The organism is Corynebacterium sp. HMSC06G04 (genome assembly GCF_001807365.1).
In the GTDB taxonomy this organism is placed as follows: domain Bacteria; phylum Actinomycetota; class Actinomycetes; order Mycobacteriales; family Mycobacteriaceae; genus Corynebacterium; species Corynebacterium simulans.
Window position 1 is genome coordinate 151,343 of record NZ_KV788623.1, and the last position, 22,854, is coordinate 174,196.

Annotated in this window: 24 protein-coding genes; 17 read left to right on the forward strand and 7 right to left on the reverse strand. The window is 58.8% G+C overall.

Going from position 1 to position 22,854, the window contains the following annotated elements; all coding sequences use genetic code 11:
* Positions 1 to 30: 30 nt before the first annotated feature.
* The 3 genes from leuC to HMPREF3158_RS09995 all read left to right on the forward strand — a co-directional run bounded on the left by leuC (position 31) and on the right by HMPREF3158_RS09995 (position 3,122).
* The gene (gene leuC, locus HMPREF3158_RS09985) at positions 31 to 1,452 is read left to right on the forward strand and encodes a 3-isopropylmalate dehydratase large subunit (protein ID WP_070498394.1); all 1,422 of its coding nucleotides are present in this window, start codon (positions 31 to 33) and stop codon (positions 1,450 to 1,452) included.
* A 66-nt stretch (positions 1,453 to 1,518) separates the two neighbouring features.
* Positions 1,519 to 2,109: a 3-isopropylmalate dehydratase small subunit gene (gene leuD, locus HMPREF3158_RS09990; protein ID WP_062035172.1), complete on the forward strand. Its 591-nt coding sequence runs from the start codon at positions 1,519 to 1,521 to the stop codon at positions 2,107 to 2,109.
* 95 nt (positions 2,110 to 2,204) lie between these two features.
* A complete protein-coding gene (locus HMPREF3158_RS09995; RefSeq protein WP_061922206.1) occupies positions 2,205 to 3,122 on the forward strand; it encodes a hypothetical protein in 918 nt (305 codons plus the stop codon).
* Between the two features lie 60 nt (positions 3,123 to 3,182).
* Here HMPREF3158_RS09995 and HMPREF3158_RS10000 read toward each other — a convergent pair whose 3' ends face one another.
* The gene (locus HMPREF3158_RS10000) at positions 3,183 to 4,181 is read right to left on the reverse strand and encodes a bifunctional NUDIX hydrolase/histidine phosphatase family protein (protein ID WP_062035170.1); all 999 of its coding nucleotides are present in this window, start codon (positions 4,179 to 4,181) and stop codon (positions 3,183 to 3,185) included.
* 216 nt (positions 4,182 to 4,397) lie between these two features.
* Between HMPREF3158_RS10000 and HMPREF3158_RS10005 the strand changes: the two genes are divergently transcribed.
* Positions 4,398 to 5,396, forward strand: coding sequence for an NAD(P)H-dependent glycerol-3-phosphate dehydrogenase (locus HMPREF3158_RS10005; RefSeq protein WP_070498396.1), 999 nt, complete (start codon positions 4,398 to 4,400; stop codon positions 5,394 to 5,396).
* A gap of 22 nt (positions 5,397 to 5,418) precedes the next feature.
* Positions 5,419 to 6,486: a D-alanine--D-alanine ligase family protein gene (locus HMPREF3158_RS10010; protein ID WP_062035166.1), complete on the forward strand. Its 1,068-nt coding sequence runs from the start codon at positions 5,419 to 5,421 to the stop codon at positions 6,484 to 6,486.
* A gap of 6 nt (positions 6,487 to 6,492) precedes the next feature.
* On the opposite strand, the gene HMPREF3158_RS10015 is transcribed toward HMPREF3158_RS10010, so the two are convergent.
* The gene (locus HMPREF3158_RS10015) at positions 6,493 to 7,395 is read right to left on the reverse strand and encodes a DUF3515 domain-containing protein (RefSeq protein ID WP_070498398.1); all 903 of its coding nucleotides are present in this window, start codon (positions 7,393 to 7,395) and stop codon (positions 6,493 to 6,495) included.
* Here HMPREF3158_RS10015 and HMPREF3158_RS10020 point away from each other — a divergent pair.
* Genes HMPREF3158_RS10020 through HMPREF3158_RS10055 form a run of 8 tightly spaced genes read left to right on the forward strand, consistent with a single transcriptional unit; the run spans position 7,343 to position 14,629 of the window.
* Positions 7,343 to 8,413: a thiamine-phosphate kinase gene (locus tag HMPREF3158_RS10020; protein WP_070498488.1), complete on the forward strand. Its 1,071-nt coding sequence runs from the start codon at positions 7,343 to 7,345 to the stop codon at positions 8,411 to 8,413. The two genes, HMPREF3158_RS10015 and HMPREF3158_RS10020, sit on opposite strands and share 53 nt — an antisense overlap.
* A 27-nt stretch (positions 8,414 to 8,440) precedes the next feature.
* Positions 8,441 to 9,118, forward strand: coding sequence for a uracil-DNA glycosylase (locus tag HMPREF3158_RS10025; protein WP_246816207.1), 678 nt, complete (start codon positions 8,441 to 8,443; stop codon positions 9,116 to 9,118).
* Between the two features lie 10 nt (positions 9,119 to 9,128).
* Entirely contained in the window at positions 9,129 to 10,475 is a 1,347-nt protein-coding gene (locus HMPREF3158_RS10030; RefSeq protein WP_070498400.1) for a DAK2 domain-containing protein, read from the forward strand.
* A 2-nt stretch (positions 10,476 to 10,477) separates the two neighbouring features.
* Positions 10,478 to 12,604, forward strand: coding sequence for an ATP-dependent DNA helicase RecG (locus HMPREF3158_RS10035; protein WP_070498402.1), 2,127 nt, complete (start codon positions 10,478 to 10,480; stop codon positions 12,602 to 12,604).
* A gap of 10 nt (positions 12,605 to 12,614) precedes the next feature.
* Positions 12,615 to 12,830 (forward strand): biotin/lipoyl-containing protein, encoded by a 216-nt coding sequence (locus HMPREF3158_RS10040; RefSeq protein WP_061922230.1) that lies wholly within the window; start codon positions 12,615 to 12,617, stop codon positions 12,828 to 12,830.
* Complete coding sequence (gene rsmD / locus HMPREF3158_RS10045) at positions 12,827 to 13,402, forward strand: 16S rRNA (guanine(966)-N(2))-methyltransferase RsmD (RefSeq protein WP_062040974.1); 576 nt, start codon at positions 12,827 to 12,829, stop codon at positions 13,400 to 13,402. The genes HMPREF3158_RS10040 and rsmD overlap by 4 nt, the downstream gene beginning before the upstream one ends.
* Positions 13,403 to 13,412: 10 nt before the next feature.
* Positions 13,413 to 13,889 carry a pantetheine-phosphate adenylyltransferase gene (gene coaD / locus HMPREF3158_RS10050; protein WP_061922236.1) on the forward strand — a complete coding sequence of 159 codons (477 nt, stop codon included), beginning with the start codon at positions 13,413 to 13,415 and terminating at the stop codon, positions 13,887 to 13,889.
* Complete coding sequence (locus HMPREF3158_RS10055; RefSeq protein ID WP_062035154.1) at positions 13,886 to 14,629, forward strand: sulfite exporter TauE/SafE family protein; 744 nt, start codon at positions 13,886 to 13,888, stop codon at positions 14,627 to 14,629. Before coaD ends, HMPREF3158_RS10055 begins: the two co-directional genes overlap by 4 nt.
* A gap of 27 nt (positions 14,630 to 14,656) precedes the next feature.
* Here HMPREF3158_RS10055 and HMPREF3158_RS10060 read toward each other — a convergent pair whose 3' ends face one another.
* From HMPREF3158_RS10060 to HMPREF3158_RS10080, 5 genes are all read right to left on the reverse strand, one after another.
* Positions 14,657 to 15,151 (reverse strand): hypothetical protein, encoded by a 495-nt coding sequence (locus HMPREF3158_RS10060; protein ID WP_062040965.1) that lies wholly within the window; start codon positions 15,149 to 15,151, stop codon positions 14,657 to 14,659.
* A gap of 2 nt (positions 15,152 to 15,153) precedes the next feature.
* Positions 15,154 to 15,714 carry a hypothetical protein gene (locus tag HMPREF3158_RS10065; protein WP_070498404.1) on the reverse strand — a complete coding sequence of 187 codons (561 nt, stop codon included), beginning with the start codon at positions 15,712 to 15,714 and terminating at the stop codon, positions 15,154 to 15,156.
* Between the two features lie 42 nt (positions 15,715 to 15,756).
* Positions 15,757 to 16,245, reverse strand: a complete 489-nt coding sequence (locus HMPREF3158_RS10070) for a YbjN domain-containing protein (RefSeq protein ID WP_062040960.1) — start codon at positions 16,243 to 16,245, stop codon at positions 15,757 to 15,759.
* Positions 16,238 to 16,741: a YbjN domain-containing protein gene (locus tag HMPREF3158_RS10075; RefSeq protein ID WP_061922251.1), complete on the reverse strand. Its 504-nt coding sequence runs from the start codon at positions 16,739 to 16,741 to the stop codon at positions 16,238 to 16,240. Before HMPREF3158_RS10075 ends, HMPREF3158_RS10070 begins: the two co-directional genes overlap by 8 nt.
* A gap of 80 nt (positions 16,742 to 16,821) precedes the next feature.
* Positions 16,822 to 18,243 (reverse strand): TIGR01777 family oxidoreductase, encoded by a 1,422-nt coding sequence (locus HMPREF3158_RS10080; RefSeq protein WP_062040957.1) that lies wholly within the window; start codon positions 18,241 to 18,243, stop codon positions 16,822 to 16,824.
* A gap of 471 nt (positions 18,244 to 18,714) precedes the next feature.
* On the opposite strand from HMPREF3158_RS10080, the gene pyrR reads away from it, so the two are divergent.
* The 4 genes from pyrR to carA are packed head-to-tail and all read left to right on the forward strand — an operon-like array spanning position 18,715 to position 22,850.
* Entirely contained in the window at positions 18,715 to 19,293 is a 579-nt protein-coding gene (pyrR, locus tag HMPREF3158_RS10085) for a bifunctional pyr operon transcriptional regulator/uracil phosphoribosyltransferase PyrR (protein WP_070498406.1), read from the forward strand.
* Position 19,294: 1 nt separating this feature from the next.
* Positions 19,295 to 20,248, forward strand: coding sequence for an aspartate carbamoyltransferase catalytic subunit (locus tag HMPREF3158_RS10090; protein WP_062035143.1), 954 nt, complete (start codon positions 19,295 to 19,297; stop codon positions 20,246 to 20,248).
* Between the two features lie 39 nt (positions 20,249 to 20,287).
* On the forward strand, positions 20,288 to 21,637 hold the full coding sequence (locus HMPREF3158_RS10095; protein ID WP_070498408.1) for a dihydroorotase: 1,350 nt from the start codon (positions 20,288 to 20,290) through the stop codon (positions 21,635 to 21,637).
* 40 nt (positions 21,638 to 21,677) lie between these two features.
* Entirely contained in the window at positions 21,678 to 22,850 is a 1,173-nt protein-coding gene (gene carA, locus HMPREF3158_RS10100) for a glutamine-hydrolyzing carbamoyl-phosphate synthase small subunit (protein ID WP_070498410.1), read from the forward strand.
* Positions 22,851 to 22,854: the final 4 nt, after the last annotated feature.

A 22,854-nucleotide genomic window follows, 5' to 3' on the forward strand; every position in this document is an offset into this window, starting at 1 on the left:
ATTCATGAGATTTCAAGCGGAGTGATGAATATGTCGGAAAAACTGACTTTGGCTGAGAAAGTCTGGCGTGATCACGTAGTCCAAAAGGGAAGCGATGGCGCACCAGATCTCATCTATATCGACTTTCAACTCCTCCACGAAGTTACCAGCCCGCAGGCCTTCGATGGGCTGCGTTTGTCTGGCCGTCCTTTTCGCCACCCAGAGCTGCACCTGGCAACGGAGGACCATAACGTTCCAACCCGCGGGATTGCCACGGGAAATCTGCTGGAGATTAAGGACGAGGTCTCACGTACACAGGTCAAGACCCTCCGAGAAAATTGCGAAGAGTTTGGGGTGCGGCTGCATTCGATGGGCGAGGAGCAGCAGGGAATCGTCCACACCGTGGGCCCGCAACTTGGAATTACGCAGCCGGGTATGACCATCGTCTGTGGCGACTCGCATACCTCGACGCACGGTGCTTTTGGATCCATCGCCATGGGCATCGGTACCTCCGAGGTTGAGCACGTTATGGCAACGCAGACGCTTTCTTTAAAGCCATTCAAAACCATGGCTGTAGAGGTAAACGGCGACCTGCCGGAAGGCGTGAGCGCGAAGGACCTGATTTTGGCCATCATTGCCAAGATTGGTACCGGCGGCGGCCAAGGCTACATCATTGAATATCGCGGCGAGGCGATTCGCAACATGTCGATGGAAGCGCGGATGACCATCTGCAATATGTCTATCGAGGCGGGCGCGCGTGCGGGAATGGTCGCTCCGGACGAGACCACATTTGAGTATGTGCGTGGCCGCGAGTTTGCCCCGAAGGGCAGGGACTGGGAAGCCGCCGTGGCCTATTGGAAGACCCTTCCTACCGATGAGGGCACGAATTTTGATGCGGTCGTGGAAATCGATGCTTCCGAGCTGTCTCCATTTGTCACCTGGGGCACCAACCCGGGCCAAGGCTTGCCATTGAGTGCAAATGTGCCAGACCCAGAGGATATTGGTGATGAGAACCTTAAGGCCGCGGCGCAAAAGGCTCTGGCCTATATGGATCTTGAGCCCGGCACGCCGCTGCGAGACATCAAGATCGATACCGTCTTCTTGGGCTCGTGCACGAATGCGCGAATCGAGGATTTGCGCGCGGCCGCCGCGGTGGTTAAAGGAAAACGCATTTATCCCGAGACAAACATGCTCGTGGTGCCTTCCTCTGCCTTGGTCAAGGCCCAAGCTGAAAAAGAAGGCCTCGACACGATTTTCAAGGACTTTGGCGCGCAGTGGCGTACGGCGGGCTGCTCCATGTGCCTGGGCATGAATCCGGATCAGCTAAAGCCGGGGCAGCGTTCTGCTTCGACCTCAAACCGCAACTTCGAAGGCCGGCAGGGCCCAGGCGGGCGCACCCACCTGGTTTCTCCCGCCGTGGCCGCGGCGACTGCGATCTTAGGGCACCTGGCCAGCCCAGCAGACCTTAGCTAGGCCAATCCACCCGTTTCTAGATTCGGTACCAACATCAAACCCTATTAAGCAAAGAAGGCAACCACCATGGAAAAATTTTCTACCCATACCGGCATCGGCGTGCCGCTGCGCGCTTCCAATGTCGATACTGATCAAATTATTCCGGCCCGCTACCTAAAGTCCGTCAAGCGCACGGGCTTTGCCGAGGGACTTTTTTCAAATTGGCGCGCGGATGAAAACTTCGTGCTTAACCGTGAGCCTTTCTGCAACGGCTCGGTGCTTTTCGCAGGCCCCGACTTCGGTACCGGTTCATCGCGTGAGCATGCGGTGTGGGCGCTGCGGGAATTCGGTTTCAAGGCAGTATTTTCCTCGCGCTTTGCGGATATCTTCCGCGGCAACTCCGGCAAGGCGGGGCTGCTCACTGGCATCATGGCGCAGGAAGACATTGAGCTGATATGGAAGCAGCTGGAACAAAACGAGACTTCGGTGACGGTGGACCTGGCGGCGCGACGCTTAAGCGTTGGCGGCAATCAGTATTCCTTCGAGATTGATGACTACACGCGCTGGCGCCTCATGGAGGGACTCGATGACGTAGGGCTGACGCTGCGCAACGAAGACGCGATCACAGACTACGAAGACCGGCGTCCAACTTTTAAACCTTCTGTTGCTTCTTTTTGATAATTGCCAGTCACTTACCCCTGTTGCGTTAACAATCGGTAACAGGACTGATTTTTCTCTAGAAACCTTGCACGCGTCAGAATAGTCTGTGAGTCGTGACTCAAGAATTTGGAAACAATAACGGTTTTAACGCTAACGGTAACTACCCGAACGCTAACCAGAACGACCCGAACAATCCCTTCGGGCAGTCTGGCCAACCTGTTCAGGGCGGACAGCCTAATCCGGGCCTGCCTCCATATGGCGAGTACGGCGAGTACGGCGCACAGGGCGGCGCGGGTTATGCCGGTGCTGGCAACGCCCCTAATGGCAACCAGATGACTGGTCAGTTGCAGGGGCCGCCGCCAAGGTTAGATGCCGGCGACGCCATCGGACAGGGGTTTAAGGGCTTCTTCCGCAATCCTGGACCGTGGATTTTGGCACCGCTTGCGCACTTTGTCATCATGTTTCTGCTCGCGGGGGTAATAGTAGCAATCGTCGCGGGGCTAGCACCGAGCACTTCCGATCCTTCCGAAGCTGGAAATATTTTGGCACCGATTGGGGGCGTTTTCTGCGTAGTCTTCATGTTGTTCTATTGCTTTTGGATGACAGCAAACGTCTACAGAGCCGCCGCGAAAGAGACGGACGGCCAACGCGCGAGCTTTGGAGACTTCTTTAAAAGCGGAAATACCTTTGGCTTAATGGGTCACTACATCGTGGTCCAAATCATCGTGTATGTGGGCCTTATCCTGCTTATCATTCCGGGTTTGCTTGCCAGCTTCTTCCTCTCCTTCGTTCCATATATCAAGGCGGATAACCCAGAGATGAGTCTCGGCGAAACTTTCCGCACCTCCTTCAATCTGACCAAGAATAACGTTGGCCAGTCTCTCCTGTGCCTCATTGTGGGCGGATTGCTCGTTAGCCTCTTGGCCTGCATTCCAATCGTCGGGCTCTCGTTCGCCCTCGGCATCCAGGCATTCATGATGATGATTTTCTACAGGCAAGCCACTGGCCGCCCGGTTCACCGTTGGGTATAAAACGGCGAAAACCTAAAGAACTCGGATTCCTAAAATAGGATCCGAGTTCAATACGTTTTGCTAGCGAACTGGCAGCGCGCTAGCGAGGTAGTCAGCGCCGGTGAGCACGCCGTTGTTGAAGGAGAGCACCCACACCGAGCCCTTCTTGAAGCGAAGGTCTTCGAAGTCGGTCTTGAGGAACTGTGGCTTTAGGCTTTCGAGAATGCCGGGGATGGTTTCACCTTGGCTGACGATGACCGGCACGCCGCCCTTCGCCACCACCCGTTGGAAGGCTTGCTCGGCAGCTGCGGGAGACTTTTGCCAGCCCTCGTCCCCGAAGTCCTTGTTGACAGCAATGTCGAGCCCGAGTTCATCGGCAAGCGGCGCTGCGGTTTGCTGGCAGCGCTGTGGGCTCGCCGAGTAGATGGCGGTGGGGTGGTAGGGCGAAAGCATCGGAACGAGCATTTCTGCTTGGCGACGCCCCTTTTTATCCAACGGGCGCAGATTATCGTCACCCTCCCAGTTGCGACGCTGATGGGCGCGTGCATGGCGCACATAGAGAACGCGGGTGGTGGGAGCCAAGCGCAGACGCTTCTTGGCCTTAGCTAAAACGTCAGTATCGACGTCGTAGGTAAGCAGCTCGCAGGCCTCATCGATGGGCAGCCAGCGCAGCTCATCGGTCTCGCTATTGTCTTCGAAGCTGCCTTTAAGGTACTGGGCCAACCAGTAGTAGACCACCTTCGTGCGGCCTTGGACTGGATAGGTGACCTTGCCGATGAGCTTGCCAAGCTTGACATCATAGCCGGTCTCTTCAAGGATCTCGCGCGCCGCAGTGGTGGGCAGGGACTCACCTGGATCGACCTTGCCCTTAGGCAAAGACCAATCGTCGTAGTGGGGGCGGTGGATTACCGCTACCTCGGGATCCTGGGGATTGCCACGCCACAACACGGCGCCGGCTGCCAAGGTGGTGCGCTTGAATTCCTTGGCGGGATTGGTAGGAATTTCCTGATGACGGCCCGAGATGAAGACCTCAGACTTTGCGTCTTTGTCCGTCTCATGCATGTTTTTTGCCTTGGGCATTTCGCTCCTTAACAGATGGCTGCGCAGCTTATTCTTAACTATCTTGCGCTTTTTGAGCGCGCTTTGCATCCGCACGCGCCGGTTCTTCGCGCTCGGTTGGCTGAATATTACTTCACTTACCCCCAGTTGGCCCGCAGGCTGAAAAAGCTTGTCTTTTGTGCGGGCCGGTTGGGCTAATCTAGGTATGTTGCACGAGATACGCAAAGGGGAGAGCTAATGCAAAAGGTTGCAGTAATGGGCGCGGGTTCTTGGGGAACCACCTTGGCGAAAGTCTTCGCTGATGCGGGAAGCGAGGTCCACTTGTGGGCGCGCCGCCCCGAGCTGGCTGAGGCTATTAATACGACGCATATCAACCCTGATTACTTGCCGGGCCTCGAGCTGCCCTCGGGCCTTATTGCGACGTCGGATGCCGCAGCGGCGCTCGACGGTTCCGCCATCGTGATTTTCGGTGTGCCCTCGCAGACCTTGCGCAGCAACTTGGAAAAGTGGGCGCCCTTGCTGCCTGCTGATTCCACCTTGGTGTCCATCTCGAAAGGCGTGGAGGCAGCAACTCTAAAGCGCATGAGCGAGGTCATCGCTGATGCAACTGGTGTCGATGAATCGCGCATCGCAGTACTTTCCGGCCCGAACCTGGCTAAAGAGGTAGCGGAGGAGCAGCCGGCGGCCACCGTCATCGCGTGCACCGACGAGGAGCGCGCGAAGGCTGTCCAGCATGCAGCGGCCGCACCGTATCTGCGCCCATATACCAACACCGATGTCATTGGTGCCGAGATCGGTGGTGCCTGCAAGAACGTCATCGCCCTCGCCTGCGGCATGGCCTCTGGTCGTGGCTTGGGCAATAACACTCTGGCCACCATCATCACTCGCGGTCTTGTGGAGATCACTCGCCTTGGCGTGGCTTTGGGTGCTGACCCGTTTACTTTCTCTGGACTTGCTGGCATGGGTGACCTCGTGGCCACCTGTAGCTCGACCCTCTCTCGTAACCGCACCTTTGGCTACCGCTTGGGCCAGGGCGGCACGCTGGAAGAAGCCAAGGCTGCAACGAATGGCCAAGTGGCAGAAGGCGTTATCTCCTCGGATTCTATTTTCCGGTTGGCTCAGCAGGTGGGCGTCGAGATGCCTATTACCCAAGCGGTCTACGGAGTTTGCCACCGCGGCGTCGACGTCGAAGACATGATCGTCGCGTTGATGGGGCGTTCAAAGAAGTCGGAATAGTGCGAGGGTAAAGTTTGCCGTTATGAGCGAAAAGATCCGTGTAGCCGTTGTATATGGCGGTCGTAGTTCCGAGCATTCTGTCTCTTGTATTTCCGCAGGCGCGATCATGAATCACCTTGACCCTGCGAAGTACGAGGTGGTGCCTATCGGAATTACTAAGCAAGGCCAGTGGACGCCGGGAACCACCGAAGGCCTAGAAATCATCGATGGCGTTATGCCGGAGGTGACCTTGGGCGATGAATTGGCGTTGTCCCTAAACCCAGCCACCAAGGGCCGTTTCCACAACGTCACTCAGCACAACCATTATGCGCAAGTCGATGTCATCATCCCGGTTCTGCACGGACCATATGGCGAAGACGGCACTGTCCAGGGGCTGTTTGAGCTTTCCGATATTCCTTATGTGGGCACCGGCGTTCTGGCTTCTTCGGCCGGAATGGACAAGGAATTTACCAAAAAGCTGCTCAAGGCAGAGGGCCTGCCGGTAGCGCCCGAGGTGGTGCTCAAGGAGCGCACCGCGTTGACCGAGGAAGAAAAGCAGGAACTGGGTTTGCCGGTCTTTGTAAAACCTGCACGTGGTGGTTCTTCCATCGGCGTTTCCAAGGTCAGGGATTGGGCGGATTTCCCGCACGCAGCCGAGGTGGCCTTCGAAAGCGATGGCAAGGTGCTCGTCGAGCCTGAGATCGTGGGCGCTGAGGTAGAAATCGGCGTGCTGGAGTACGCGGATGGTTCCATCATTGCTTCGGTTCCGGCACAGCTCAATGGCATTGAGGAGGCTGACGAAGGCTTCTATGGCTTCGATGCCAAGTACATCGATGAAGGCGTCAGTGCACAGATTCCGGCCCCGCTGGCGGAAGACCTAACCAAGACTTTGCGAGAGACCGCCATCGCGGCTTTCCGCGCACTGGGCTGTGAGGGCATTAGCCGCGTGGACTTTTTCATCACCGAAGATGCTTTCTACATCAACGAGATCAACACCTTCCCGGGCTTTACCCCGATCTCCATGTATCCACAGGTATTTGCCGCCACCGGCGTCGATTACGCAGCGCTTCTCGACGCCCTGGTAGACAACGCTCTCGCTCGCGCGAAATAACCTTCGCTACTGGCCAGGGGTGTGCTTGGCCAAAGTGTCGCTCATGCGCACCAGCGCAGAGTTGGCAACGTCTTGGGGCGCGAACAAGGCTAAGTCGTTCGCGCGGCCCAAGGCGAACCAGGTTCCGCCGGTAGTTCCCTCGGCCAAGGTGGTGTCTTCGAACCAAGGCACATCGTTTACTTGCTGGAGCTGTACGCCCGGTTTGTAGTTTTCGGGTGCGCCGACGCCGCAACGCACCACGATGTCTTCGCGGCCTTCCGCGCTCCAGACGTAGGTGTTTTTGTCCTCGATGTCGCTGCGGCGGGTGTAGCCATCCGCGATGTGCTCCGGCAGCGCCTTTTCCAAAGGGGTACACATTTTATCCGGGCCGTCGGCAAGCTTTAAAAGCGGTGCCGGGCGGGGCTCGTGGTGCTCCTTGCGCAGCGGCTCGAGCGTCTTTTCCAAACCGGTGGGACGCTCGTCGTTGAAAGTGGTCACTGCTACCACAGGGCTGCGATCGGTGTTGTACCACGTGGTGAGGTTGGAGCCTGGGGTCATGTCTTTGACCTTGAGCCAGGCATCGCCGTCGATGTCCTCGGTCTGGGAGTAGGCGGTGTACTGATACGGCAGGTTGGCGCCGCAGCGCAAGCTGACCGACTCGGAGGAAAGTTTTGCCCACGCAGCGGCGCCCGCCGGAACCGGCTCGGCGATTTCGGCCCGGGGCTGGCCCATGAACTCCTCGGGCGCTGCGGCGACGACGGCCTTACACTCCGCGGAGTTAGCGTCGTCTGATTGAATGGGGGACAGCGCAACTGGGGCTTTGGCCGTGTTTTCGAAGTAGAACTTCGCGCCAAAAATAACCGCGAATACCATCGCAATGGATAGTCCAAGTGAGATAAATACGGCGGTGCGGTTAAATTGGTTGGTCATAAGCGTTCATCCTAACGCGTTAAGTAGTGTCAGTATTAACCTCCCGTTGAGAAAGGCCATCGTGCATTTGTCGCATACCCTTGGGCAAGCAGGCGAGCAACATGTCATCGGTGAAATCGTAGCCGCGGCGCCCAGCGCGCTAAACGGTGATGATGCCGCCGTCATGTTCCCGGATCCGCCGAACTCACGCACGGTGGCTTGCACCGACATGATGGTGGAGGGCAGGCATTTCCGCCGTGACTGGTCCACTCCGATGGAGGTGGGCCAGAAAGCGATTCTGCGCAACTTTGCCGATATCGAGGCGATGGGCGCGCGTCCCACTGCAGCGTTGCTCGCGATTGCGGCGCCTGCGGAGACCCACGTGTCCTTCGTGCGCGGTATTGCAGAAGGCATCGCCCAGCGTTGCGCCCTTTATAACGCAGAGCTGGTCGGTGGTGACCTCACGCGCGGTTCACAGCTGGTTATCACCGTTACCGCAATTGGCACGTTGGGCGGAAGCCAACCCCCATTGACCCTGGGTGGGGCACGAGCGGGACAGAAGCTGGTCAGCCACGGAAAGATTGGTTACTCCGCGGCGGGGCTTGCATTGCTGCAGGAATATGGGCGCGACCTACCGCCCGAGCTTTCGGAGCTATGGCCGCTTATCGACGCCCACTGCAATCCCTCGCTCAAACCAGGCCGCGGCGTAATCGCCCGCGCCACGGGGGCTACCGCCATGACGGATAACTCGGATGGCCTCGTGCCAGATATCGCGGGCGTGGCAAAGCGCTCCAACGTGCACATCGACTTGCATTCCACCGCCATCGCTCCTGACGCTTTGCTCACTGAAGCCGGCGTGGTTTTGGGCGTTGACCCATGGGAATGGGTGCTCACTGGCGGCGAGGACCATACCTTGGTGGCTACCACCAACAAGGAAGCGCCATCGGGGTTCCGCGTCATCGGCACCGTCAACCGCGGCACTGGGCTGACCGTGGATGGTAAGAAGCCGAGGTATGACGCTGGCTGGCAGAGCTTTTAAAGCAGCGAGGAATTTTCAGGGGAGGAAATGATGACTGCGCCGTACTCGCAACTTTTTGATACGTCGGTAATCGATAGCTCGTGGTTGCCGGTCTTGGTGCCGGTACTAGAAGAGCACCTGCCGGCCATTGAGCAGCAATTGCAGCAGCTGCCGGAAGATGGATTCCTGCCAGCGGCCGAAAATGTCTTTGCTGCCTTTCGCATGCCTTTGCCCCAAGTACGCGTGCTCATCGTGGGGCAGGACCCTTATCCCACGCCAGGACACGCGGTAGGTAGGTCTTTTGCCACGGCACCTGGGGTTAAACCACCGCGTTCCTTGCACAACATCTACAAAGAGTTAAGCGAGGACGTAGGCGTCGCCCCGCGCGAAGACGGTGACTTGAGCGCTTGGGAGTCCCAGGGAGTCATGCTTTTAAATCGCGTGCTCACGGTGGCACCGGGTGAGGCAGGCTCGCATCGTAAGCTCGGCTGGCAGGCCATCACGGAGGCTGCAATCCGGGCGCTCAACCGGCAGCCGATGGTGGCCATCTTATGGGGCAATGATGCCAAGGCCTGCGCGAAGTTCTTGCCGGACGTGCCGATTATCAATTCGGCGCATCCTTCGCCTCTTTCCGCACGCCGAGGATTCTTTGGCTCACGGCCGTTTTCGCGCGCTAATGAGCTTTTGCGCGACCAGGGCGCGCCGGATGTCGACTGGCACTTGTAAACTATTCGGCATGTCATATCCGAGTTCGTTAGATGCCCGTGGTCTTCATAACTGGGCGATCCGAACTGTTGGTGAACTTTCCCACCGACGCGCTGAAATCAATGCGCTTAACGTATTCCCGGTTCCAGATTCCGATTCCGGCTCCAACATGGCCCACACCATGGAGGCTGCACTCGAGCAGGTGGAAAAGGGAGGCGACGTAGCCGAGGCACTTGCTATCGGTTCCGTGCGCGGCGCCCGTGGCAACTCCGGCATGGTGTTATCCCAGGTGCTGCGCGGCATCGCGGATACCACGGTTGATTCCCGCGTGGATGGCCAGACTTTTGCGTCTGCTTTGAGCCTCGCAGTGCAGCTGGTGGAACGCGCCATTGCGCGTCCGGTGGAGGGCACGGTCATTTCGGTCTTGCGTGCGGCGGCAGCTGCGGCTTCCGCGTCTGCTGAGCAGCCTGGCAAGCAATTCCACGACATTGTGGTCGAAACCATCACTGCCGCCCGCACTGCATTGTCCAAGACCCCTTCGCAGCTTGCTGTACTGCGAGAGGCCGGTGTGGTCGATGCTGGCGGTACCGGGTTCGTCATCCTGCTTGAGGCCTTGCTGGCTGAGATCGAGGGCGGCGCAGTGCGCGAGGCCGAACACGAAGACGAGGTTGAGGCCGAGCTCGAGGTGGTCTTCTTCTTCGAAGGGGATCTGGACGCACTTGGTGAAAAGATAGGTGAGCATGGCAATAGCCTCGTCATTGCCCGCGCCACTGAGAACTCCGGCTCGGTACACATTCATACCCGTGAGGCCGGCCCTGTCATCGAGATGGCCTTCGGCTCCGGCGTGGTAAGCAACCTGCGCTTGGAAGTACTGCCGGAGGCAGCAGACGAACCCGTAGTGGATGAGTCATCACGGCGCATCTTTGCGGTAGCGCCGGCAGGCCCGGTCGCAGCACTTTTTGAAACCGTAGGCGCCAAGATTGTTCGCCCAGGCGAGCAAGTCACGGTTTCGCAGCCGCAGGATATTTACCTGCCCAACGGGTTTGAGGGCGATGCCGGGGAGGCCCGCGTGGTGCCCACTGAGTCTTTGGTTGCAGGCCTGGCGGCAATCTCCGTCTATGAGCCGGATAATCCTGACACCGATTCCATGGTTTCTGTTATGCGGGATGCCGCGCGTTCCATGCGCGTGGATAAACCTGCGCATGAAGACGTTGACTCTATCTTGGTCAAAAGCCGTGAAATGTTGGCTGCCGGGGGAGAGCAAGTCACCGTCCTCACCAGCCTTAAGCTGGATGATGATTACCTGTCTGAGGCACTCGAGGTGGAGGTCGTTGCCATCCATGTTGAGGGCATCAAGACTGAGATCGGAGTGGAGTAAGCATGCTGGGATGGCGGGACGAGCGGGAGTTGAAAGAGATCTTGCCGGCCAAAGACGCCACCAAAATCAAAAAGGCATTTGGGTACACCACCTGCGGCGAGCTGCTCAGCCACTATCCGCGTGACTACATCCGCCACAACAAAGAGGTAGGCCTGGGCGGTGCCAACGAAGGCGATTATGTCACCGTCACCGGCCAGGTGGTGCGTCTCCAGCAGCGGAACACAGCCAAGACCTTCTTGCTCACTTTGGCGATGGACAATGGGATTAGCGTCACCTTCTTCAACGCGCACTATCTCACCCGCGTGCTGCGCCAAGGCATGCGTTTGATGCTAAGCGGCAAGCTGAAGTTCTACCGCGGGCAGCCGCAGCTCCAACATCCTGACTTCGTGGTTATCGATGCAGGCGGTGCAGGCAGCGCGAGCAACGCGCTTTACGACGCAGCGCCTTCCGGAGGCAGCGGCGGCAAGGTTACGGCTACAGGCTCGCTGCGTAACCTCTCGCAGTTCGGGCAACTGGAATCTTTGCTTGAGCGCGAGTGGATTCCTATTTATCCCGCCAGCGGCAAGGTGACCTCGTGGTACATCATGGGCGCTATCCACATGGTGCTGGAGAATACTCCGACGATCCCCGAGCCGCTGGACTACCGGATGATGGTGGAACTTGACCAAGCTATCCGTGAAGTCCACGAGCCCACAGCGGCTGGCCCGGAAAGAGCTATTCAGCGTTTGAAGTACAACGAGGCTTTGTCCATTGGCCTCGTCATGGCCCTGCGCCAACGCGACTTCAAGGCGCGTACCGCCGTGGCGATGCCTTCCATCTTGGACGGCTACCGTGATGGGCTGCTGAGCAACCTACCCTTCGAACTAACGGCAGGGCAGCGTAAGGTCATTGCGGAAATCGACGAAGACCTCTGCGGCACACTGCCCATGATGCGCCTGCTGCAGGGCGAGGTTGGTTCCGGCAAGACCATGGTGGCTACGTGTGCGATGTTGCAGGCGGTCGATGCAGGCAAACAGGCGGCACTGCTCGCACCGACTGAGGTGCTGGCGGCGCAGCACGGGGCGTCGATTAGCGCGAGCGTGCCCGATGGCGTCAAGGTCGCCGTCCTGACCGGTTCCCAGCGCTCTGCGGAAAAGCGCCAGGCACTGCTGGACATTGTCTCCGGCGAGGCCGACATCGTCATCGGCACGCACGCCATTATCCAGGACTCTGTAGAGTTCTTCGACCTAGGTCTCGTGGTAGTAGACGAGCAGCATCGCTTTGGCGTGGAGCAGCGCAATAGCCTGCGCTCGAAAACTCGAGAGGGCACGAGCCCACACATGCTGGTCATGACGGCAACGCCGATTCCGCGCACCATCGCCATGACTGTCTTCGGTGACTTGGCGGTATCTACCCTGCGCGAGCTGCCTGGCGGGCGCAAGCCCATCCAGTCCAGCGTGGTTCCGGAATGGGCACCAGCCTGGGTGCAGCGTGCTTTAGCGCGCATCCGTGAGGAGGTGCAGGCTGGCCACCAGGCCTATATCGTCTGCCCGCGCATCGAGGGAGAAGGTGGCGTACTCGAGGTGGCGTCCCAACTCCAGGCCGGACCGCTACGTGACCTTAAACTCGACGTTCTGCATGGTCGCATGAACGATAAAGATGAGGTCATGTCGCGCTTTGCGCGGGGTGAAACAGATGTGTTGGTCTCTACGACCGTCATCGAGGTCGGCGTTGACGTGCCCAATGCCACGGTGATGCTCATTCGCGAGTCCGAGAACTTTGGTGTCTCGCAGCTGCATCAGCTGCGGGGCCGCGTTGGCCGCGGCGGCAATGCTTCCATCTGTCTGTTCCATACCACCGCGGCGGAAAACACGGGCTCTTTTAAACGCATCATGCAGATTGCGGACACCACCTCAGGCTTCGAGTTGGCGGAGATTGACCTGCAACAGCGCCACGAGGGAGACATCCTGGGCACCCTGCAATCGGGAACCCAGCGCTCGCTGCGCCTGCTGGACTTGGCCCATGACCGCGACATCATTGAGCGCACGCACGATGATGCGTACCGTTTAGTGCAGCGCAACCCAGAATTGGCGGTGGAATTAACCCGGAACATGACCGAGAGCGAGCAGGAATACCTAGAAAAGAACTAATCTAGAGCCCATGAACATTTGCGCACCTTTTGCCGGCACTGTGCGTTTTCACGTGAGCGTGGGCCAAGAGGTCTCTGCGGGAGATGCCATCGCTACCGTGGAGGCCACCAAACTAGAAGCTCCCGTCGTAGTCCCGGGACGTGGAGTGGTGGATAAGTTGTGTACTGAAGACTTTGCCGCAGTCTATGGCGGTGACGTACTAGCGATTATTGGGGAGGCACGATGACCAGAATTATCGCCGGAGAAGCCCGCGGGCGCAGCATCAAGGTGCCAGAGTCCGGCACGCGCCCTACCGCGGACCGCGCACGCGAGGGCCTTTTTTCTTCGTTGAATGTGCGCTGGGGTTTTGCTGATAGCCGCGTGCTGGATTTGTTTGCCGGCTCTGGTGCCTTGGGCCTGGAAGCAGCTAGTCGCGGCGCGGAGGAAGTCGTTCTGGTGGAATCCAACCCGGCGGCAGTGAAGGTGATCAAGCACAACGTGGACGTCGTCAAGCACCCGCGCGTGGACGTACGCGAGATGAAGGCCTCCACCTACCTGGCCACCGCACCGCGCGGCTACTTTGACATGGTGTTGGCAGACCCACCGTATGCTTTCGACGATGTGCAGGGCCTGCTGGAGGCCATTGAGCCCGTGCTTGATGATGCAGCGATTGTCGTCATCGAGCGTCACGTAGACAGCCCAGAACCGCAGTGGCCCGAAGGCTTTGAGCCCACCGGCCAGAAGCTCAAGAAGCGCACATTTGGTATAGCGCGCTTTGATATGGCCATCTACCACCGTCCGGATGCAAGCGGGGAGTAAAGGAAAACCTATGCCGACTAAAGCAGTATGCCCGGGTTCTTTCGACCCCATTACCTTGGGCCACGTGGACATCATCAACCGAGCGGCGGCGATGTTCGACGAAGTAACCGTGTTGGTCACCGGCAACCCGGATAAGCCTTCCGGCCTATTTAGCGTGGAAGAGCGCGTGCAGTTTATTCGTGCGACTTTCGACGAGCACATCAAGGTCGATTATTGGTCCGGCCTGCTCGTGGACTACACCACGGAACACGGCGTGGACACACTGGTCAAGGGGCTGCGCTCCTCCTTGGACTACGAATACGAGCTGCCGATGGCGCAGATGAACCGCCGTCTTTCCGGCATCGATACGGTCTTCTTGCTCACCGATGAAAAGTACGGCTACATCAGCTCCTCGCTGTGCAAGCAGGTGGCCAAGTTTGGTGGGGACGTCACGGGCATGTTCCCGGCGCACGTGGGACGCGCGGTGGTGGAGAAGTACGCCCAATGATTGCAATCCCACTCGCGATCCTGCTGACCGTGACGTTGGGTTCTTGCCTGCAACGAGTCTCCGGCATGGGGCTTGGACTCGTCGGCGGACCTATTTTGACGCTGCTTCTGGGCCCAGTCCAGGGCATCATGGTTATCAACGTGCTGGCGGTGGTCAACGCGATGCTGACTACGTATTCGATGCGTGCCAACGTGGACTGGGGCAAGTTCTTGCGTATCGCGCCGGTGATGGTGCTAGGTGCAATCCCGGCGGCCCTGCTGGTGGCTAATATCGACTCGGCCGCCTTGCTGGTCTTGGTGGGCGCGGCCCTGCTCATCGCCCTGGGCGTGGTGACCTTTGGCAAGCGCTTCGTGCCGGAAATGCACGGCCTTGGCCCCTCCCTGTCAGCGGGTGTGCTCGGCGGTTTCACAAACACGCTAGCTGGTGTAGCCGGCCCTGTTATTACCGTTTATGCGCAGGCGGCGCGCTGGCCGCAGGCGGTCTACGCCGCTACGTTGCAGCCTTGTTTTATCGTGGGCGGTCTATTCTCAGTGAGCACCAAGTTGGCCGTGGGTGCGGGCGGATTCGGTGATGTGACGTGGCTAATTTGGCCCGCCGGCGTCATTGGCATGTTCCTCGGCATCGCCACGGGCACTCGTATTGCGCGCCACGTGCCGCGCGAGAAGGCACGCATTCTTTCTTTGACCGTGGCTTCCCTGGGCGCAGTCAGCGCTTTGATTCGTGGCCTGATTAGTCTCTAAACGGGGACGGAGGCCCCTCAGCCTCCCTTAGCTTTCTGATTCCTGGACCGCGTGAGCGAACTCGTTGAAGCGGTCCAGGGTGCTAAGAAGCGCGTCTTGGGCGGCGATGACCGCGAGGTTCAACGCGTGGAAAAGCTGCTCGTCGTTCATGCCCGCGGTGGTGACGAAGGTGGCGTCGCCACGCAGTTCCACGGTGTCTTCTTCGCTCCGGCCCACGAGAGCGCGGCCGTCGAAAGCAGAAGCGTTGTGCTCGTTGGCGATGACGTGGAAGACGGGGGAGACATCCTCGTAGGAAAGCGTGGTGGGCAGGAGGCACTCCAGCTTCACCAAATCTTCCGCCGCGCTGATGACCCACTTCAAGTTATTAAGGTGAGCACTCAAGGAATCCGGAAAGTCCGGGTTATCCTCCGGAAACATGTTCATCTCCGGGGTGCTGAGTTGCTCGCGCACGCGCTTTAGCGTTACTGCAGGAAAATCAGGCTTGCTAAACAGGTCAAAAGGAAATGCGTTCGGGGTAGACATTCTTAGCTGCGACCTTTCTTGTTTGCTGCCTTATCGTTCCACTTAGCTGCCTGCGGGAAGGCTTCGGCAACGGCGTCGAAAGCCATGCCGAAGCTGTCGAAGGCGCTCAAGACGAAGCTGCCTAGCTGGTTAGAGCTAAGGCCGATGCCTACGCCCATCGCGCGGTTGGCGCAGATGGCGATCTCTTCTTCCTCCTGCTTGGCTCCCGCGCCAGTGCCTTTCGGACGGAAGTCATAACTTAAGGTCGGCGCGGACATGTTCCAATTGAATTCCGCAATGAATGCGCCAACCTTTTCTTCCGCGCTTGCCGGAACGCGACCTTCCCACACCGCGAAGGCACTCAAAGTGTCATTCTCGATGTCGAAGTGGATGGTGATGTGTGGCAAACCAGTCTGCAGCACCGAGCCTTCGCCGACGCCAGCTTCTGCGCCATCGCCGTCAGCGGCAGCGTCCTCCCGGGCGGGGTCTTCGATTTTGTCGAGTAGGACGTAATCGGCCTCGAGCTGCTCGAAGAGCTCTGCGAGCCGGTGAATGTTGACTTCAGAGATGGACTGGTTGGTCACAACGCACGCTTTCTAGAGGTGTTTCGCGGGGTTAAAGGAGCGCTATTCGCCGGCTGAGCTAGCCTCGCCAGCCTGGGCTGCGGTTTCGGAACCGAGCTTGGCCATCTCCTCGGCGGAGGCAACCATGGCATCCTGAGCGCCGATGACGCCGTCGACGGCAACCTTCAAAGCAGCGGTCAGCTGCTCATCGGACAGGCCAGCGGCGCAGGGGATATCGCGCTCGGTACGTACGACAAGCAGGTTCTCGTGCTCGGAGATAACGGCACGTGCGCCGAAAGCGACGGAGTTGATCTGGTTTGCGGCTAGGAACAGGCCAGCATCGGCCTGGGTGTAGACGGCGTCGGTTGGCACATCGCAGCGCACGATGGCGACGGAATCCAGAACCGCGAACAGGCAAGGCAGGCCGTTCAAGTTAGCGGTAGCGGCATCGTCGCGGCCTTCGACCTTGGTCAACTCGATGTCGAAGGTCTGCATTGCGCTAATGATGCGGTCGAGCGTGACCTGCGGCTGAGCATAAGCTTGATTAGTCATTTTCGTGTTCCTCCCAGGTGACGAGTTGCGGGTACTGCTGCTCAATCCAAGCGAAAGACTGCAGGATGGCGTCCAAGGTGGACATAACGAAAGCGCCCAGCTGGTTGCGGGAAGCACCGTGGGTGGTGTCCAGCTCGCGCACGCCGGAGACCGCCAAGGTATTTTCCGGGCCTTCGAAGAAGCGGAAGGTCGGCGCAAAGTGGTTCTGGTTCCACTGGTTAATGTGCATCAGAAGGTTCGGGCCCTCAGATGCCGGAATGGTGCCGCGCCACACGGAATCGGCGGTGATGGCGTTCTCGCGCAGCTGGAATGCGATGGCTGCGTTCGAGAAACCAGTGCGCAGCATCTTGACGGTCTTTTCTTCAGAAACTGGCTGTTCTTCGATGCGGTACTCCAACTTCTCAGAGTCGAAGATTTCCGCAATGCGCTCGAGCGTCACTGGCTCGATAGGGGTATCGGGCAAGATGGTTGGTTGACCATCGGCTTGATCAGTCACTGAAAATAATCCTCACGTTGCTTACATGGTGAATAAATCGGAATCTTGATCAAGGCTACCGGAGCCGGGATGCGTGCCTGCTAGTTGGCCGCCCGCGTGGCGGGAGTCCACAACTCCTCGCCTCCTAGCTCGTGTGCAAGCGCAGCTGCGACTGTGGAGTAACGGAAGGTGTGGCCGAGCTCCTTCAGGCGGGCCGGGATGACCTTCTGGTTAGCCAGAGCGAGCTCGCTTGCGCCCTCCTTGCCCAAGAGCAGTGCCGGGCCGAAAGTTGGAATGGGCACGACCGCTGGGCGCTTGAGCTCCTCACCGAGCGCATGGACAAAATCCTTGTTAAGGACCGGGGTAGGCGAGGCGGCGTTGACTGGGCCAGCAAGTTGCGAATCGACTGCTGCGCGGAAGTAGATATCAGTCAGATCATCCATGGCGACCCAGCTGTACCAGAATTCGCCCTTGCCAAACGCGCCGCCGAGTCCTGTAGAAAACAGCGCCCGTAAAAGCGGTAGCAAGCCGGAATTGCCGGAGAGGGCGATTCCGGTGCGAACATTGACCACACGCTTTCCGGCCTCCCGGGCAGGTTCGCAGGCGCCCTCCCAATCACTGACCACGTCAGCCAAGAAGCCGTCACCGCGACTGGACTCTTCAGTCAGCTCGGTATCGCCCCGGTCGGTGCCGTAGATGCCGATTGCCGATGCACAGACCATTGCCTTGAGCTCAGGCGTTGCGGCGGCAACCTCAGCGAGCAGCTGTGTCGGGTCCACGCGAGAATCCCGTATGTCTGCCTTATGGGTGGCGTTGAAGCGGCCGAAAATGGGTTCGCCGGCCAAATGAATAAGGACGTCGACGCCCTCCAAGAGATCCGGCGCTGGCAGGTTCGGGCGCCATTGGCGCTGGCCGGGCTTCGGGGTATTACGCACCAGCTGGATAACCTGGTGTCCTGCCGTGGTCAGCTGCGCGGTGAGCTTTCGTCCCACACCGCCACGGGAGCCAGTGATGGCGAAAACCAACGGGCGGACATTGTTCGAAGAATCGACGGCCGGTGCCGTAGCGTGGGTGCCAAGGTCGCGCAGACGGTTCAAAAACTGGAAGTCCTCGATGAGCTGGTGTTGGCGGTAAGCAAACACGGAGTTGACGGCCCATGCCGGAATGCGGGTGTCGACGGTGTCGGTGATTTGGGTAGCGCCAGCATTGTTATCGGAACCGGTAGTGGCATCGGCAAAGAGATGGTGATGGCGCCATGTGGCCCAGGAGCGCATGGGCGCGTTGAGGCAAACGTCGCTGAAGCTGACGTTGGTTTGAAAGCGCGAAAGGTCGTGGCGGGCAACCCACTTAAGACCACCTGGCAGGCCCAAGATGGAGGTGCCATCAGCCAAAGACTCCGCCTGCTTTAACGGGGTCATGAAAGTAAAAGGAGGAGTAAGGCGCGCTAGTGCGCCGCGACGGGTATGCCATTGCCATACCTGCTCGCGTGGGGCTGGAACTTCGTGTTTGGCTGAAAAGCTCACGTGGTTTTGGTCTTCCTCTCCTTATATCTGTGCCGATCGCGCAGGATATTGATGCCGACTGTACCGGACAAGAATTCAGCGGATTTGGGTGCCAGTACGGCGGACTCAAAGGGAGTCCAAATACTTTTTATTCCCTAAATAATAGCAATTGGGAGGGGAGCGCCGTAGTTCGACTGGAACTAGTGTGCAGGCTCACGCCTGTGAAGGGGGTTGGGTAGGCTGCACTGACTGCCGCGATACGTGAGAAAAGGTTGACGAAAGTGAGATCGTTGCTACGTGCGGGGGTAGTAGCTGAATGAAACGGCTTCGAGGAACTATAGGCTGGTGCTAAAATCATCGTTGTCCATGTGAGCAACCATGTTGCTCGGACGCTTGAGGCAATTTTCCGCCCACGGTGGGCGCAAAGTTACTTCATTCCCATTTACCGGCATCCTTTAAAGACCGCACTGTGAGGCGGGGAAGGAGGTCACGATGAGTGGAATTGACACCAACGCGGAGTCTAACGAGCTGTTGAGCTCTGATGACGTCGCGCGCACTGTCGCACGCATCGCGCACCAGATCATTGAAAAGACGGCGCTCGACTCTGAGAACGCAACTCGGGTCGTACTCCTTGGCATTCCCTCTGGTGGCGTGCCATTGGCTCAGCGTCTTGCACAAAAAATTGCGGAATTTTCCGGCGTAGAAATCCCATGGGGATCCCTAGACATCACGCTCTATCGCGACGATCTCCACAACAAGCCGCACCGCGCATTACAGCCCACCAAAATTCCGAACGGTGGTATCAACGGCGCGACCGTCATCCTGGTCGATGACGTCCTATATTCCGGTCGCTCCATTCGCGCTGCACTTGATGCGCTGGCCGACGTTGGCCGTCCGGAAATCATTCAGCTCGCAGTCCTCGTGGACCGCGGCCATCGCCAGCTGCCGATTCGCGCAGACTACGTCGGCAAAAACATTCCAACGGCACGCGACGAAGATGTCATCGTCTACAACGCCGAAATTGATGGCCGGGACGCGGTAGTCCTGACCCGCAAGACCGCGGAGGCTTAAAATGAAGCACCTACTTTCCATCGCTGATCTCAACAAAGACGAAATCGTTGGCCTGCTCGATGAGGCAGACCGTTTCCACGAAGCGCTTGAAGGCCGGGAAGTAAAGAAGCTTCCGACCCTTCGCGGACGCACCGTCTTTACCTTGTTCTATGAAAACTCCACTCGTACCCGCTCTTCTTTTGAGACGGCGGGTAAGTGGATGTCCGCAGACGTCATCAACCTGTCGACCTCGACGTCGTCAGTGAAAAAGGGCGAGTCCTTGAGGGACACCGGCCTCACGCTTAGCGCTGTCGGTGCGGATGCCATCATCATTCGCCATGCATCGTCTGGCGCGCCGCAGCAGTTGGCGGGTTGGGTAGCGCCTAACGGCGATGGCCCTTCCGTTATTAACGCCGGCGATGGTGCACATCAGCACCCAACGCAGGCGCTTCTCGACGCCGTGACCATGCGCCAGCGACTTGGCATCAAGGGCGGCAACTTCTCCGGGCTCAAGGTCAAGATTGTGGGTGACTGCCTGCACTCCCGCGTGGTTCGCTCGAACGTTGACCTTCTTAACACCCTCGGTGCGGAAGTCACCCTTGTGGCTCCGCCTACTCTTCTCCCATTCGGCGTCGATACCTGGCCGGTCAAGGTCTCCTATGACTTTGATTCCGAGCTGGCCGACGCAGACATCGTCATGATGCTGCGCGTTCAGGCAGAACGCATGAACGGCGGCTTCTTCCCATCGCACCGCGAGTACGCGAACCTTTATGGCCTGTCCAAGGCGCGCGCCGCAGCCATGAAGAAGGACGCAATCGTAATGCACCCGGGCCCAATGCTGCGCGGTATGGAAATCAACTATGCCGTTGCTGACTACGACAAGGCGGCAGTCTTGCAGCAGGTAAACAACGGCGTATACGCCCGCATGGCGGTGCTGTTCACGCTGTTGACCAACGGAGAACACGCCGGAATCTAATTTAGCCGGAATCAAGAAAAGGGAAGAGAGTAAGAGACCATGACTAACTATCCAGAAACCGGCCGTCTTTCTGCCGCTGCGGAAAAGCGATTGCTGATTAAGAACGTGCGCCCCTACGGCGAGGGAGAGCCAGTGCAGGTGCTCATCGCCGACGGTGTCATTGCGGATATGGGCGCTGACCTTGAGTCAAGCGCGCAGTTCGATGAGGCAATCGACGCCGAAGGCAACGTGCTGCTGCCGGGCTTGGTCGATATGCACGTGCACTTGCGCGAGCCAGGCCGCGAGGACACTGAGACCATCGAAACCGGTTCCCGCGCTGCTGCCAAGGGCGGCTTTACCGCCGTATTTACCATGGCCAACACCAACCCGGTGACCGATCAGCCGATTATCGCGGAGTCCGTTTGGGCTAAGGCACAGGAGCTCGGCCTGTGCGACGTTCACCCGGTGGGTTCTATTACCAAGGGTCTGGAGGGTAAGACCCTCACCGAGTTCGGCATGATGGCGCGCTCGGACGCGAAAGTGCGCATGTTCTCCGATGATGGCAAGTGCGTGCAGGACCCGCAGTTGATGCGCCGCGCGCTCGAATACGCCAAGGGCTTGGACGTCTTGCTCGCGCAGCACGCGGAAGACCACCGCATGACCGAGGGCGCATCTGCCCACGAGGGGGAGACGGCAGCCAAGCTGGGCCTGCGCGGCTGGCCGCGCGTGGCGGAAGAGTCCATCGTCGCCCGCGATGCACTGCTGGCGCGTGACTACGGCAATCGCATGCACATCTGCCATGCATCCACCGAGGGCACCGTCGAGCTGCTGAAGTGGGCAAAGGGCCAGGATATTCCACTGACTGCGGAGGTTACCCCGCATCACCTGCTGCTTACTGATGAAAAACTGGTGAGCTATGACGGCGTCTTTCGCGTGAATCCGCCGCTGCGCGAGGAGCGCGACACCTTGGTTCTGCGCCAGGCGCTGCTCGACGGCGTCATCGACGTCGTGGCAACCGACCACGCACCGCATGGTTCCGAAGACAAGTGCGTTGAGTTCGAAAACGCGAAGCCAGGCATGCTGGGCCTTGAGTCCTCGCTGGCGATTATCGCCAAGATTTTCGTGGCCTCCGGTCTCGCAGACTGGCGCTTCGTCGCCCGTGTGATGTCGGAGCGCCCGGCAGAGATCACCAAGCTGCCGGACCACGGCCGTCCGATCGCAGTGGGCGAGCCCGCCAACCTCACCATCGTGAACCCCGAGCACAAGTGGGTCTCCGATTCCACCACGCTGGCTTCGAAGTCTGAGAATAACCCTTATGAGGGCGAGGAGTTCAGCGCACGCGTCACCCACACTATTCTGCGCGGCACCGTGACCTACGAACTGGCCGCAGACGAAGCTGAAGGCAAGTAACCTTGCACCCTATAGACCCACCAAGCCACAGAAAGGCCACATTGTGACTGAGACTAAACCAGCAAGAATCCCGGCAATTCTCGTGCTGGCTGATGGCCGCACTTTCCACGGATACGGCTTTGGTGCCACCGGCACCACCCTCGGTGAGGCAGTGTTCAGCACTGCAATGACTGGTTACCAGGAAACTTTGACTGACCCTTCCTACCACCGCCAGATCGTCGTTTCTGCAGCGCCGCACATTGGTAACACCGGCTGGAACGACGAAGACAACGAGTCTCATGGCAACCAGATTTGGGTTGCCGGCCTGGTTATTCGTGACCTCGCACAGCGCGTATCTAACTGGCGCGCGGAGCGTTCCCTTTCGGATGAGATGGAAGCCCAAGGCATCATCGGCATCCGCGGAATCGATACCCGCACCTTGGTTCGTCACCTGCGCAACTATGGCTCCATCGCCGCCGGTTTGTTCTCCGGTGAGGACGCGCAGCGCCCAGTAGAGGAGCTGCTTGAGGAGGTCAAGGGCCAGCCATCGATGGAGGGCCTGGATCTATCTGAGCAGGTCGCTACCGAAAAGCCATATACCGTGGCGGAAGAAGGCGAAAAGAAGTTCACCGTCGTGGCCTACGACATGGGTGTTAAGACCGCTACGCCGGGCAACTTTGCCAAGCGCGGCATTGAGACCATCGTGGTACCGGCTAATACCCCTTATGCTGAGATTAAGCAGTACAACCCGGATGGCGTCTTTGTCTCGAATGGCCCTGGTGACCCAGCTACCGCCGACAAAATGGTGGCCATCGTCCGCGACATCCTGGATGCCCGCATTCCCTTCTTCGGAATCTGCTTTGGCAACCAGATTCTAGGCCGCGCGCTGGGCCTAGACACCTTCAAGATGAAGTTCGGGCACCGTGGCATCAACGTACCGGTACGCAACGTCTTGACCGGCAAGATCGACATCACCGCGCAAAACCATGGCTTTGCCATCGCTAGTCCGTCTGGCCAGGAGAACCCGGCTGGCGAGGAATTCGATACCGACTTCGGCCGCGGCATCGTCACCCATACCTGTCTCAACGACAACACGATTGAGGGCGTAGCGCTCAAGGACGGAATGGCTTTCTCCGTTCAGTATCACCCAGAGTCCGCTGCGGGCCCGCATGACGCAAACCCGCTGTTTGATCAGTTCGTTGAGCTGATGACCGAAAAGACCCCTAACAAGTAGGCAC